The sequence below is a fragment of the Shewanella carassii genome, assembly GCF_002777975.1.
GTDB classification, from domain to species: Bacteria; Pseudomonadota; Gammaproteobacteria; order Enterobacterales; family Shewanellaceae; genus Shewanella; species Shewanella carassii.
Window position 1 is genome coordinate 70498 of the sequence record NZ_NGVS01000045.1, and the last position, 14335, is coordinate 84832.

At 53.6% G+C, this 14335-nt stretch carries 12 protein-coding genes; 10 read left to right on the plus strand and 2 right to left on the minus strand.

The window, feature by feature from the left end:
* Position 1: 1 nt before the first annotated feature.
* The 8 genes from murD to lpxC all read left to right on the plus strand — a co-directional run bounded on the left by murD (position 2) and on the right by lpxC (position 9503).
* Complete coding sequence (gene murD / locus CBE72_RS19965) at positions 2-1321, plus strand: UDP-N-acetylmuramoyl-L-alanine--D-glutamate ligase (protein WP_100146106.1); 1320 nt, start codon at positions 2-4, stop codon at positions 1319-1321.
* The gene (ftsW, locus tag CBE72_RS19970) at positions 1311-2528 is read left to right on the plus strand and encodes a cell division protein FtsW (protein WP_100146108.1); all 1218 of its coding nucleotides are present in this window, start codon (positions 1311-1313) and stop codon (positions 2526-2528) included. Before murD ends, ftsW begins: the two co-directional genes overlap by 11 nt.
* Complete coding sequence (murG, locus tag CBE72_RS19975; RefSeq protein WP_100146110.1) at positions 2525-3628, plus strand: undecaprenyldiphospho-muramoylpentapeptide beta-N-acetylglucosaminyltransferase; 1104 nt, start codon at positions 2525-2527, stop codon at positions 3626-3628. Before ftsW ends, murG begins: the two co-directional genes overlap by 4 nt.
* Entirely contained in the window at positions 3625-5094 is a 1470-nt protein-coding gene (murC, locus tag CBE72_RS19980) for a UDP-N-acetylmuramate--L-alanine ligase (RefSeq protein WP_100146112.1), read from the plus strand. The genes murG and murC overlap by 4 nt, the downstream gene beginning before the upstream one ends.
* A gap of 97 nt (positions 5095-5191) precedes the next feature.
* On the plus strand, positions 5192-5956 hold the full coding sequence (locus tag CBE72_RS19985; RefSeq protein WP_100146114.1) for a cell division protein FtsQ/DivIB: 765 nt from the start codon (positions 5192-5194) through the stop codon (positions 5954-5956).
* 3 nt (positions 5957-5959) lie between these two features.
* Positions 5960-7195, plus strand: a complete 1236-nt coding sequence (ftsA, locus tag CBE72_RS19990; protein ID WP_039035199.1) for a cell division protein FtsA — start codon at positions 5960-5962, stop codon at positions 7193-7195.
* Between the two features lie 35 nt (positions 7196-7230).
* Entirely contained in the window at positions 7231-8403 is a 1173-nt protein-coding gene (gene ftsZ, locus CBE72_RS19995) for a cell division protein FtsZ (protein WP_100146116.1), read from the plus strand.
* A gap of 179 nt (positions 8404-8582) precedes the next feature.
* Positions 8583-9503 (plus strand): UDP-3-O-acyl-N-acetylglucosamine deacetylase, encoded by a 921-nt coding sequence (gene lpxC, locus CBE72_RS20000; protein WP_100146118.1) that lies wholly within the window; start codon positions 8583-8585, stop codon positions 9501-9503.
* Positions 9504-9511: 8 nt separating this feature from the next.
* Here the strand turns inward: lpxC and CBE72_RS20005 are convergent, their stop codons facing one another.
* Positions 9512-9964, minus strand: a complete 453-nt coding sequence (locus CBE72_RS20005; RefSeq protein ID WP_025010897.1) for a DUF721 domain-containing protein — start codon at positions 9962-9964, stop codon at positions 9512-9514.
* A 28-nt stretch (positions 9965-9992) separates the two neighbouring features.
* On the opposite strand from CBE72_RS20005, the gene CBE72_RS20010 reads away from it, so the two are divergent.
* Both CBE72_RS20010 and secA read left to right on the plus strand, forming a co-directional pair.
* A complete protein-coding gene (locus tag CBE72_RS20010; protein WP_100146120.1) occupies positions 9993-10892 on the plus strand; it encodes a M23 family metallopeptidase in 900 nt (299 codons plus the stop codon).
* Between the two features lie 58 nt (positions 10893-10950).
* Positions 10951-13674: a preprotein translocase subunit SecA gene (gene secA / locus CBE72_RS20015; protein WP_100146122.1), complete on the plus strand. Its 2724-nt coding sequence runs from the start codon at positions 10951-10953 to the stop codon at positions 13672-13674.
* Positions 13675-14127: 453 nt separating this feature from the next.
* Here secA and CBE72_RS20345 read toward each other — a convergent pair.
* Positions 14128-14335 (minus strand): hypothetical protein (locus tag CBE72_RS20345; protein WP_206191804.1); only part of this gene is annotated, 208 nt, incomplete at its 5' end.

A 14335-nucleotide genomic window follows, 5' to 3' on the forward strand; every position in this document is an offset into this window, starting at 1 on the left:
CATGATGAGTCGCTGTTCGCACATAGTGTTGGGATTGGGGGCCACAGGCTTGTCTGTGGTGCGCTATCTGGTGGCTCAGGGGCTTGCCCCTATGGTGATGGATAGTCGCCGCAATCCACCCGGTGCCGAGGCGCTGAAAAATGAGTTTCCGGATCTGGAGTTTTGCTTCGGTGGTTTTGATTGCCGTGGTTTGGTGCAGGCGGAGCAGATTATTATTAGCCCCGGAGTTCCCATGGATACTCCTGAGGTTAGGGCGGCGTTGGATATGGGCATAGAAGTGATTGGCGATGTGGAGTTGTTTGCTCGCGCTATCGCTGACAAGGGCCCATGTGTGCTGGCGATTACCGGCTCCAATGGCAAGTCGACAGTGACTACCCTGGTCGGTGAAATGCTCAAAGCCGGCGGCAAGCAGGTGGCTATCGGCGGCAATATAGGGGTACCGGCGCTGGAGCTTTTGGGCGAAAACGTTAGTCACTATGTGCTGGAGCTGTCCAGTTTCCAGTTGGAAACGACCCATAGTCTCAAATGTTTGGCGGCAACTTGCCTGAATATTTCTGAAGACCACATGGACAGATACAGCGATCTGGAAGCCTATCGTCAGGCCAAACTGCGGCTCTATGAGCTGAGCCGACTGGCGATTTTCAACCGGGATGATCCGCAAACGCAGCCCATGTCACCCATGAACAACAATAGCTTTGGTCTGGGTAACCCCGAAGGGGATGAGTGGGGGATCACCGATGGCAAGATTTTCCACGGCAGCAGTGAAATCATGAATCTAATGGATGTGGCGCTGCTTGGCAGCCATAACCATTCCAACTTGCTGGCTGCCATGGCGTTGGCCGATGCGGCCGGAGTAGATAAGGAAGCCATGGCCAGAGTGGCTCGCGAGTTCAAGGGGCTGCCGCACAGATGTGAACTGGTAGCCGTCAAGAATGGCGCCACTTGGCTCAACGATTCCAAGGCCACCAATGTGGGCGCTACCGTGGCGGCTCTAGAAGGGCTCAGTGACTATCTCGGTGATGTGATCCTGATCGCAGGTGGCGATGGTAAAGGAGCCGATTTCCGGCCGTTAGCCAGTGCGCTGGGTACAGTGACTCACCTTATTACCCTGGGGCGAGACGGTGACAAGATAGCGGCACTGAAAGAGGACGCCATCAAGGTCGGCTCCATGGCAGAAGCCGTGAGCAAGGCCGCCGAGCTGGCGAGTTCCGGAGACATAGTCTTATTGTCACCGGCCTGCGCCAGCCTAGATATGTACAGCAACTTTATGGCCAGGGGCGATGATTTCCGCCAACTGGTGGAGGCACTGGATGAGCAGTGAGGAGCGACAACTCAGCCTGTTCGGGACCAGCCTCAAGTGGCGCTGGCCCAACTGGTTCGGTGAGAAGCAAGCGCAGGGCATGCAACTGTATGACCGGCGTTTGCTGCTTGCCGTTTTGTCGCTTATCGCCTTTGGCTTTGTGATGGTGATGTCGGCTTCTATGCCGGAAGCCCAGAGCCTGACAGGTAATCCGTTTCACTTTGTGACCCGGCATCTGTTTTATCTGGTGGGATGCGTGGTGATCGCCGCCGTGGTGTTGCAGGTAGAGATGCAGCGCTGGCAGCAACTGAGTCCACTGATGTTGTTGCTGGTCGGCGTCATGTTGGTGGCGGTATTGATAGTAGGCACCACGGTAAACGGGGCGACCCGTTGGCTGTCTCTGGGGCCGGTGAGAATCCAGGTGGCCGAGATAGCCAAGTTTTCATTTGCCGTGTACATGGCCGGTTATCTGGTCAGGCGGCATCAGGAAGTGCGTGAGAACGCCAAGGGTTTTTACAAGCCGATCGCGGTTTTTGCCGTCTATGCCTTCTTGATCCTGATGCAACCGGATCTGGGGACTGTTGTAGTGCTGTTTGTCGGCACCGTGGGGCTGCTGTTTCTGGCCGGCGCCCGTTTGCTGGACTTCTTTGCGCTGATCCTGACCGGGATCATGGCCTTTGTGGCTTTGGTGTTGCTGGAACCCTACCGGATGCGGCGGGTGACCTCCTTCCTCGACCCCTGGCAGGATCCGTTCGGCAGTGGTTACCAGTTGACTCAGTCGCTGATGGCTTATGGCCGTGGTGACTGGTTTGGTCAGGGGCTTGGCAACAGTATCCAGAAACTAGAATACCTGCCGGAGGCGCACACTGACTTTATCTTCGCCGTTATAGGGGAAGAACTTGGATTTGTCGGCATAGTTGCCGTGCTGGCGGTATTGCTGTTTGTGGCGCTGCGGGCGATTCGTCTGGGCAGTCAATGTCTGGCCATGGACCGGGCATTTGAAGGTTATCTGGCCTACGCCATAGGGATCTGGATCTGTTTTCAGACTGTGGTGAACGTGGGCGCCAGTATAGGCATTTTGCCGACCAAGGGGCTGACTCTGCCCTTTATCAGCTATGGCGGCAGTAGCCTCTGGGTGATGACGGCTGCGGTCATGATGCTGATCCGGATAGATCATGAGCGGCGTCTCAGCCTTATCCAGGCGGTGCAGGGGAGGCTGAAGTCATGAAAGGTAATAATGTGAATAACAAACGTATTTTGGTGATGGCCGGTGGTACCGGCGGTCACGTTTTTCCGGCGTTGGCAGTGGCCAGACGCCTGGCACAGCAGGGCTGGCAGGTGCGTTGGCTGGGTACGGCGGACCGGATGGAGGCGCGTTTAGTGCCTCAGCACGGCTTTGACATAGATTTTATCGACATTAAAGGCGTGCGTGGCAACGGCATAGTGCGCAAGCTGGCGGCGCCTTTCAAGGTGTTGCGCTCGATTATCCAGGCGCGCAGGGTCATCCGCGAATTTCGGCCGGATGTGGTGTTGGGCATGGGCGGCTTTGCCAGCGGTCCGGGCGGCGTTGCCGCCAAGCTCAGCGGTATTCCGTTGGTGTTGCATGAGCAAAACGCCATTCCGGGGATGACCAATAAGTTACTTTCCCGTATCGCCACTAAGGTGCTGTGCGCCTTTGCCAACACCTTCGAACCGGGTAAGGCCGAAGTAGTGGGCAACCCTATTCGCCAGGAGCTTATCACTCTGGGTGGACAGCCCAGAGCCCAGCATCAGGATGCGCTGAAAATTCTGGTCGTCGGTGGCAGTTTGGGTGCCAAGGTCTTCAACGACCTTATGCCGGCCGTGGTCGCCGAGGTCAGCAAGTCGCAGTTGGTGACGGTTTGGCATCAGGTCGGCAAGGGTAATCAGGCGCCGGTGGAAGCTGAATATCAGCAACTGGGGCAGGACGGCAGAGTCAAAGTGGCTGAGTTTATCGATGATATGGAAGCCGCCTATCGCTGGGCCGACGTGGTCATCTGCCGCGCCGGAGCGTTAACCGTTTCCGAGCTGTCGGCCGTTGGCCTGCCCAGCCTGTTGGTGCCTTATCCCCATGCGGTGGATGATCACCAGACTCGCAACGCCCAGGTGTTGGTGGATGCGGGCGCGGCCTTCCTGTTGCCGCAACCGATTGTCGATGTGCCCAGGCTGGCAAATAAGCTAGCCCTGCTTGGCAGCGATAGAAATGAATTGGCCCTGATGGGGCAAAGAGCCAGAGCGGCCGCCGTGCTGGATGCGACCGATAAAGTCGCCCAAGTCTGTATCGAACTGGCAGAGAAAGGAAATAGATGAATAACAGAGCAGAGAAATACGCCCAGCTTCGCGCCATGATCCCGGAAATGCGCCGGGTGCGTCGCATTCACTTTGTTGGCATAGGTGGCGCAGGCATGGGGGGCATTGCCGAGGTTCTGGTCAACGAAGGTTATCAGGTCAGTGGTTCGGATATTGCCGAAAATGCCGTGACCGAACGTTTGGCAGCGCTGGGTGCTCGCATCATTATCGGCCACAGTGCCGATGCTGTGGTTAACGTTGATGTGGTGGTGGTTTCCACCGCGATTAAAGCGGATAACCCGGAAGTCGCGGCCGCCAGAGCCAGCCGCACTCCGATAGTGCGCCGTGCCGAGATGCTGGCCGAGCTGATGCGTTACCGTCATGGGGTGGCGATTGCCGGCACCCATGGCAAGACCACTACAACCAGCCTTATCGCCAGTGTTTATGGCCAGGCCGAGCGGGATCCGACCTTTGTGATAGGTGGTCTGCTCAATAGTGCCGGCACCAATGCTCGCTTGGGGCACAGCCGTTACCTTATCGCCGAGGCCGATGAGAGTGATGCCAGCTTCCTGCATCTGCAGCCTATGGTGAGTGTGGTAACTAATATAGAAGCCGACCATATGGATACTTATGGTGGTGATTTCGAAAAGTTGAAAACCACCTTTGTCGACTTCCTGCATAACCTGCCGTTCTATGGCGTGGCCGTGCTATGTATCGATGATCCTGTGGTGAAAGAGATCATGCCGCGTATTGGTCGCCACATGGTGACCTATGGTTTCAGCGACGAGGCCGATGTGCAGGCGCTCAACTTCAGCCAGGAAGGGCATCAATGCCGTTTTACCGTGCGCCGCAAGGGGCGGGATGACCTGGAACTGCTGCTGAATCTGCCGGGACGGCACAATGTGCTGAACGCCTTGGCGGCAATCGCTGTGGCTAGCGAAGATGACATAGAAGATGCCGCCATAGTGCAGGCGCTGGCGGAGTTCCAGGGAATTGGTCGCCGCTTCCAGCATCTGGGGGCCTTCGAGACTCCCAAGGGTGAAGTGATGTTAGTCGACGATTACGGTCATCATCCCAGCGAAGTCGCCGCCACTATCAAGGCGGCTCGCGCCGGTTGGCCGAATAAGCGCCTGGTGATGGCTTATCAGCCTCACAGATATAGCCGCACCCGGGATCTCTACGAGGATTTTGTCGAGGTATTGTCTCAGGTCGATGGTCTATTGCTGCTGGAGGTCTATCCCGCCGGTGAAGCGCCTATCGCGGGAGCCGACAGCCGCGCGCTGTGCCGCAGCATCAGATTACGGGGGCAGGTCGACCCTATCTATGTCGCTACGCCAGAGCAGTTGCAAGAAATACTGCCGGATGTACTCAAGGGCGGCGACCTGCTGATGACTCAAGGTGCCGGCAATATCGGCGCCCTGGCAAGGCAGCTGGCGAGTAATAAGCTGGGGTTTCACAGTGAGCAGAAAGATGCGATTGTTGAATAGATTTTCACCAGTTAATGGTTTGAAAACAGTATCTTTTGACCAAGAAAGCCAGCTCTATATAATGGCCGGTTTTCCACCGACCTAACAGGCATCGACCATGGCGCTGAAGGACAGGTGGCAAAAGAGCCGTGAAAGGCTTGCCGGAGTCAATTGGTATCTCTGCAGCGGGATCTGTTTCCTGTTGTTGGTACTGGTGGCATTCGGCATGGCGGCGTGGAAGCTGGGATTGGTGCTGAATGATGCCGAGGCCTTGCCCATTGAGGCTGTGGCGATAAAAGGTGAGCGCCAATACACCACGGATGCGGAAATCCGTGGCGCCTTGCAGGACTTGATGCAGCGTAGTTTCTTCAGCGCTGATGTGACTGAAGTGCAGCAGGCGCTGGAAGCTCTGCCTTGGGTATACCGGGCCTCGGTTCGGCGTGAATGGCCGGCCAAGCTGAAGGTTTATCTGCAGGAACAGGTTGCCGTAGCGCATTGGAATCAGGATGAATGGCTCAATGAACACGGAGAGGTGTTCCTGGCGCCACCACAACCCGGGTTAGAAGATTTACCTTGGTTGGCGGGACCAGAGTCGATGTCGCATGAGGTGTTGACCTCCTTTAGGCAGATGGATGAACTGTTGCGGATAAACAGCTTCAAGCTGGATAGATTGAGTCTCAGCCCGAGACATGCCTGGGAGGCGACTTTGGGCAATGGCATTACGCTGGCGTTGGGGCGAGAGGACAAGATGGCGCGGATACAGCGTTTTATCAATGTGTATCCGGAGTTGGTTAAACAGGAAAAGAGTGTCGCCAGAGTGGATCTACGCTATGACACGGGTCTGGCTGTAGGCTGGGAAGATGCACAAGAAGAGAGCCGTTAATTAATGACCAAGAACCAAGATAGAAATCTGATCGTCGGATTGGACATAGGGACCTCCAAGGTCGCTGTGATCATAGGTGAAGTCTTGCCCGATGGCGAAATCAGTGTCGTCGGCCTGGGTAATCATCCATCGCGCGGCATGGATAAAGGCGGGGTCAACGACCTCGATTCTATCGTGCGCAGTGTGCAGCGGGCCCTGGATCAGGCCGAGCTGATGGCAGACTGTCAGGTGTCTTCGGTGTATTTGAGCATTTCCGGCAAGCATATCGCCTGTCAGAACGAAAACGGCATGGTCTCCATCAATGATGAAGAGGTGACCCAGGAAGATGTAGATAACGTCATCCACACGGCCCGTTCGGTGAAGATCCCCACCGAGCGCCGCATTTTGCACGTACTGCCGCAGGAATATGCCATAGATGTTCAGGAAGGGATCCGCAGCCCTATCGGCATGTCCGGCATGCGGATGGAAGCCAAGGTGCATATAGTCACCTGCGCCAATGATATGGCCAAGAACATCACCAAGAGTGTTGAACGCTGTGGCCTCAAGGTGGACGACCTGGTGTTTTCCGGTATCGCTTCGGCCGATGCGGTACTGACCAATGATGAAAAAGATCTGGGTGTTTGTCTGGTAGATGTCGGTGGCGGCACCACAGATATCGCTGTGTATACCAATGGCGCTCTGCGTCACTGCGCCGTGGTGCCGGTGGCCGGCAACCAGGTAACCAGTGATATCGCCAAAATTTTCCGTACGCCGCTGTCGCATGCCGAGCAGATTAAAGTGCAGCATGCCAGTGCCCGCAGCTCCATGGTGAGCCGTGAAGACAGCATAGAAGTGCCGTCCGTGGGTGGCCGACCATCAAGAACCATGTCGCGCCATACTCTGGCCGAGGTGGTTGAACCCAGATATCAGGAACTGTTCGAGTTGGTATTCAAAGAGCTCAAGGACAGTGGCCTGGAAGATCAAATTGCCGCTGGCATAGTGTTGACCGGTGGTACCGCCTCTATCGAAGGGGCTGTGGATGTTGCCGAAGCCACGTTCGGCATGCCGGTCAGGGTAGCATCACCGCTGCCGGTGAAAGGTTTGTATGAATATGTGGATCAGCCCATCTACTCCACAGGTGTTGGGCTGTTACATTACGGCGCGCGCAGGGTTATCGAACGTCAGTTTGAACGACCCGAGCGTCAAGGGGTGACCAGTCTCTGGAATCGGGTTCAGAGCTGGTTTAAAGGTGAGTTTTAACTTACGTAAACGCAGGTAATACGGAGAATTCAACCATGTTTGAGATCATGGATACTCATTCTGACGAGGCGGTGATAAAGGTCATCGGCGTCGGTGGCGGCGGTGGTAATGCCGTCGAACATATGGTGAAACACAACATCGAAGGTGTTGAGTTTGTTGCCACCAATACAGATGCCCAGGCACTGCGTAAGTCTGCCGCGGGCACAACAATTCAGCTGGGGCGCGATGTCACCAAGGGCCTGGGTGCCGGTGCTAACCCGGAAGTCGGCCGCGCCGCTGCCGAAGAAGATCGTGAAAATATCCGTGAAGCCATCAAGGGCTCGGATATGATCTTCATCGCTGCCGGTATGGGTGGAGGTACGGGTACAGGTGCCGCTCCTGTGGTGGCGCAGATTGCTCGCGAAGAAGGGATATTGACAGTGGCCGTGGTCACCAAGCCTTTCCCATTCGAAGGCAAGAAGCGTATGGCCTATGCCGATCAGGGTATCGCCGAGCTGGCCAAGCATGTTGACTCGCTGATCACTATCCCTAACGAGAAGCTGCTCAAGGTATTGGGCCGTGGCACGTCATTGCTGGATGCCTTCGCAGCAGCCAATAACGTACTCTTAGGTGCGGTGCAGGGCATCGCCGAGCTGATCACCCGTCCCGGTCTGATTAACGTCGACTTTGCCGACGTGAAAACCGTTATGTCCGAAATGGGTAACGCCATGATGGGTACGGGTGTTGCTCGTGGTGAAGATCGCGCCGAAGAAGCGGCCGAAGCGGCCGTTGCCAGTCCACTGCTGGAAGATATCGACTTGGCTGGCGCCCGCGGCGTACTGGTCAACATCACTGCTGGCATGGATATGAGCATCGAAGAGTTCGAGACTGTGGGTAACCACGTCAAGGCTTACGCTTCTGACAATGCGACCGTAGTTGTTGGTGCTGTAATCGATCCTGAGATGAGCGATGAGTTGCGAGTCACTGTGGTTGCTACCGGCATAGGTTCGGAAAGAAAACCTGACATTCAATTGGTATCTAAACCTGCTCCACGTCCTGAACCTGTGGTTGAACCTAAGGTCGATACTTATGCGACCCAGGAAGAGGTTATCGTGCCTGTTTCCACTAAAGGGAATGCGGTTCCGGCGTCTCAGCCTGCGCCTAACCCGCACAAGAACGAGCTTGATTATTTGGATATTCCGGCGTTTTTGCGTAAGCAAGCCGACTGATACTGGCGGGTATCGCGGGTGTAAATTGGAAAATTCCCTTTGCTTTGTTGGAAGTGAAGGCTGGTAAATTTTTGTGAATTTATCGATTTATGCTAGGATATCCGACCAGCTGCGCCTGACGAGTGTGGATTTTATCGTCAAAGGCAGGGCTTTTTGTTGAGATGAATACGGGTAACTAAATGATTTTTCAAAGAACTGTTGAAAAAATGGTAAAGACCACCGGTGTCGGTTTGCACTCCGGCAATAAGGTGACTTTGACTATCAAGCCCGCACCAGTCAATACAGGGATCGTACTCGTGCGCACCGATATGCAGCCGGCAGTGGAGATTGCTGCCAAGGCAGAGCAGGTGCGTGAAACGACTATGTGTACGGCTCTGGTCAATGATGAAGGTGTTCGCATCTCAACGATTGAGCATCTGTTCGCGGCACTCGCGGGCCTGGGTATCGACAATGCCGTTATTGAAGTGGATGCTCCCGAGATCCCCATCATGGACGGCAGTGCCAGCCCCTTTGTATTCCTGCTGCAAAGCGCGGGGATCAAAGATCAGTCAGCGGCCAAGAAATATCTGAAGATCAAGCACACAGTGCGTGTTGAAGACGGTGATAAGTGGGCTGAACTGCGACCCTTCAAAGGTTTCAGAGTCGATTTTGCTATTGACTTCAATCACCCTGAAATTGCCCGTAGTCAACAACATATGGTGATGGATTTTTCCTCTTCTGCCTTTGTGAAAGATATCAGCCGCGCCAGAACCTTTGGTTTTATGCGTGATATCGAGTACCTGCGTGCCAACAACTTGGCATTAGGCGGCAGTATGGAAAACGCGGTTGTGCTTGATGAATATCGTGTCCTCAACCCCGATGGCCTGCGTTATGAGGATGAATTTGTTAAGCACAAGATTCTGGATGCGTTTGGTGACCTGTATGTGGCGGGTCACGCCATAGTCGGAGAATTCTGTGCCTACAAGACTGGGCATGCTCTTAACAACCGGTTGGTGCGGGCTCTGCTTGCCCAGCAGGATGCTTGGGAGTTGGTCAGCTTCGAAAAAGAAGCGGATGTGCCTGTCAGCTTTATGATGCCATCCAATGTGGTGATGGCTTAATCGTAAAACTAGGACTGCCTTTTACGGCTGGCTAATGCAGCCAGCCGTTTTAGTTTCTGGCCCAGCTCACCTTCTGTGTGTTCGGCCAGAGCATTAATATGTGAAGCCGCGGTTTCACTCAACTGTCTGTGAACCACTTGGGGTTTTGCCCCCGATGTTGCCAGTGCCGGGTTGACTTTAACCTCAATAGCGGTAAGCATTGGGAGCGTTTCTGCCTGAAGTTGGGCGAGAAGTTTGGTTTTTTGGAAGTTAATCCTGGCGGCCCATGCGGCGGAAGGGGTTTCAATAACCAACACACTTTGGCGCAGATTGGCGACTTTCAGCTGTTCGCTGACAGGGCCTGACAGCAGTTGTTTGACATGCTGGTTCAGATACAACAAAAGCTCCGCTTTCTCGGCCAGATCGGGCAAACGTCCCGACTGATGCAGTAATTGGCTGAGGTGCTGAGGGAGCTTCTTCATTATGATAATAAGATGGCTGAATTAGGCTATGAGTGTAACAGTTTTTATTCAAGGTCGGAATGGCGTGACGCGCTGGCAACCGGGCAAACGCTGGTTGCTGTTGCCTATTTTGCTCCTCGCTGCGGGCACAGGGCTCTATCAATACAACGCAGAGCGATTTGAGTCGCAACAGGCCAACGTCGACAACGAGCGTCAGGCTCGTGAGCAGCAACAGAAACAAGTCAAAGATCTCAAGCAAGCAACCGAAACTCAGTTGGCAACCTTGGTGGCTCATGTCGCCAGAATGCAGGCCAAACTGACCCGGCTTGAGGCTCTCGGGCAAACTCTTGCCCAGAATTACCAACTTGAAGAACAGTTCGATTTCGGCGCCGAGGTAGGTATTGGCGGTTTGAGCGAGCTGGGTACCAGCATAGAGTTGGAGCAGCTGATCTCCGATATGGATCGGCTGGCATCAGGAATTGATAGTAATAATGCTCAGTTGTCACTGCTTGAAACAGTGGCTTCCAATCTCCATATAGATGAAGAGCGTTATATATCAGGGCGGCCAATCAATAAAGGTTGGTTATCTTCGCCCTACGGTTTACGTAATGATCCTTTCAATGGCCGCAGAACTGTGCATAAAGGCATAGACTTTGCGGGTACGGAAGGAGCCGATGTGATCGCCACCGGTGGTGGTGTGGTGACATGGGCCGGGAATATGTTTGGCTATGGTGAGTTGGTGGAGATAGATCACGGTAACGGATTGCGCACCCGCTATGGTCATAATAAAGCTTTGTCAGTAACTGTAGGTGACGTGGTCGCCAAGGGCGAGAAAATTGCCACCATGGGAAGCACTGGGCGTTCGACAGGACCTCATGTGCATTACGAAGTGTTGCGGGGTGGACAGCAGATAGATCCCAAGAAGTACGTCTACCGCAAAGCAGGTTAATTGGAACTGGCCGCCAGACTCGCAAGAGGCTTGGCCTACAACAGAATAAGTGATTCAGATGTTAGGTAAATTACTGACAAAAGTATTTGGTAGTCGTAACGACCGCACCCTTAAAGCCCTGGGCAAAATAGTCAACAAGATCAACGCGCTCGAAGGCGAATATGAGCAACTCAGCGATGAGCAGCTCAAGGCCAAGACCCAGGAGTTCCGTGACCGACTCGAAAAAGGGGAATCCCTTAACGACATCATGGCCGAAGCCTTTGCCACTGTGCGTGAAGCTTCCAAGCGGGTGTTCGAGATGCGCCACTTCGATGTGCAGTTGATAGGCGGTATGGTGCTGGATAGTAACCGCATTGCCGAGATGCGCACCGGTGAAGGTAAGACACTGACCGCCACGCTGCCCGCTTATCTCAATGCACTGACCGGCAAGGGCGTTCACGTTATTACAGTGAACGACTATCTGGCTCGCCGTGACGCCGACACTAACCGCCCGCTGTTTGAATTCCTTGGAATGACAGTCGGAGTTAACGTTGCCGGTCTTGGCCAGCTGGAAAAGAAAGCCGCCTACAACTCAGATATCACTTACGGTACCAACAACGAATTTGGTTTCGACTATCTGCGCGACAACATGGCGTTTTCACCGCAGGAGCGGGTACAACGTCCATTGCACTATGCTCTGATAGACGAAGTCGACTCCATTCTTATTGATGAAGCCCGTACGCCGCTGATCATCTCCGGCGCCGCGGAAGACAGCTCTGAACTCTACATCAAGGTCAATAAGCTGATCCCTAATCTGATCCGCCAGGATAAAGAAGATTCGGACGACTATGTCGGTGAGGGTGACTTCAGCGTGGATGAAAAAGCCAAGCAAGTTCACATGACTGAACGCGGTCAGGAAAAAATTGAACTTCTGCTTACCCAGTCTGGCCTGCTGGCCGAAGGGGATTCACTCTATTCGGCCGCCAATATCTCACTGCTGCATCATGTCAACGCCGCGCTGCGTGCTCACACCCTGTTTGAGAGGGATGTCGATTATGTAGTGCAGGACGGCGAAGTGATCATCGTCGATGAGCACACTGGCCGTACCATGCAGGGGCGTCGTTGGTCTGAAGGTTTGCACCAGGCGGTGGAAGCCAAAGAAGGTGTGAAGATCCAGAATGAAAACCAGACTCTGGCTTCTATCACCTTCCAAAACTACTTCCGTCAGTATGAAAAACTGGCCGGTATGACAGGTACTGCCGATACCGAAGCCTTTGAATTCCAGCATATCTATGGTCTGGATACCGTAGTGATCCCCACCAACCGGCCGATGATCCGTAACGATATGGCTGACTTGGTGTATCTCACCGCCAAAGAAAAGTACGCCGCCATTATCCAGGACATCAAGGGTTGCCGTGAACGCGGCCAGCCGGTATTGGTCGGTACAGTTTCCATCGAACAGTCTGAACTGCTGTCCAACCTGTTGGATCGGGAAAAGATCCCTCACAAGGTACTGAACGCCAAGTTCCACGAAAAAGAAGCTGAAATTGTTGCTCAGGCTGGACGTAGTGGTGCTGTTACCGTAGCCACTAACATGGCCGGTCGTGGTACCGATATCGTCTTGGGCGGTAGCTGGAAAGCGGAAGTTGAGGAACTGGAAAACCCAACCGAGGAGCAGATCGCCAAGATCCGTGCAGACTGGCAAGAGCGTCACGATGCCGTGGTCGCCGCCGGTGGTTTGCACATCCTGGGTACAGAACGTCACGAGTCCCGTCGTATCGACAACCAGCTGCGTGGGCGTTCCGGCCGTCAGGGCGATGCGGGTTCATCACGTTTCTATCTGTCGATGGAAGACAGCCTGATGCGGATCTTCGCCTCAGATCGCGTTGCCAACATGATGAAGAAGTTGGGCATGGAAGAAGGCGAAGCCATCGAACATCCTTGGGTATCCCGTGCGATTGAGAATGCCCAGCGCAAAGTGGAAGCCCGTAACTTCGATATTCGTAAGCAGCTGTTGGAGTTTGATGACGTTGCCAACGACCAGCGTCAGGTGGTTTACGCTCAACGTAACGAACTGATGGATGCCGAAAGCATTGAAGATACCATCAAGAATATTCAGGAAGACGTGATCACAGGCGTTATCGATCAATACATTCCACCACAGTCAGTTGAAGAGCTCTGGGACGTTCCCGGCCTCGAGCAGCGACTCAAGCAGGAATTTGTACTGGACTTGCCGCTGCAGGAGTGGCTGGATAAAGAAGAAGATTTGCATGAAGAGACGCTACGTGAGCGGATCATCGAATCTTGGCTCAAGGCCTATGAGGCCAAAGAGCAGATGGTGGGCCCTGAGGTGCTGCGTCAGTTCGAAAAGGCCGTGATGCTGCAAACCCTGGATGGTTTGTGGAAAGAGCATCTGGCGGCCATGGACCACCTGCGTCAGGGTATTCACCTGCGTGGTTATGCACAGAAGAACCCCAAACAGGAATATAAGCGTGAGTCCTTTGAGCTGTTCCAGCAAATGCTGGAGTCACTCAAGCACGATGTGATCAGTATTTTGTCCAAGGTTCAGGTACAGGCTCAATCAGATGTAGATGAAATGGAAGCCCGTCGCCGTGAAGAAGAAGCGCGGATCCAACATCAATATCAGCACGCCACGTCTGAAGCTTTGAATGAAGCCGAACAAGATGCTGAAGTCGCGGCACATACTCCAGTTGTGCGTGAGGGTGAGAAAGTTGGACGCAACGATCCTTGTCCTTGCGGCTCAGGTAAAAAATACAAACAGTGTCATGGCAAACTGAGCTAACACACTGTAAGTCATTAAAGGCAATCTTCGGATTGCCTTTTTTCTTATATGTGTCTCGTCCTGAAATAGGTTTACACATTGGAGACCTATATTGGAAAAGAACGACTCGACAGAAGCTGGATATTGTCGGGAGTAAAGATGTAAACCAGCGTGGACTATCTAGTCTATCGTCGCCACCGCTAAGTCAATTATTACTCCAGTTGCTGTGAAACTCTGAAGATAGTTGTCTGCCCGGAAAGTAAATCATTATATGCTTGGAGGTCTAAAAAGGCTCCGGAAACCATAAATGTGGATAACTCTGGGAGTAAAAAGTGTTTAAGTTGTGGCTAACCCGATAACCTCAAAAAAGATCGTAAAATGCTGAAAAAAGCCCTTGCACAAAAGTTCAAGCTCCCTATAATGCGCTCCCACTGACACGGCGAACGAGAACAAAATAACTGTTCAAATTCAAGTTCAGTAGTTGGCAAGAAGCCTTGGTTTCAAAGGTGTGAAGATAAAATCATCACCCACTCGAAACCAGATAAAAAAGGGCTTGACGCTGAAAAAGGGTTCTGTAAAATACGCAGCCCTGACCCGATGACCACAGCGTCTAAGGGATTGCTCTTTAACAAGATAAACAAGCAAATCTGTGTGGACACTCACAGACATTGAGAAATCGACA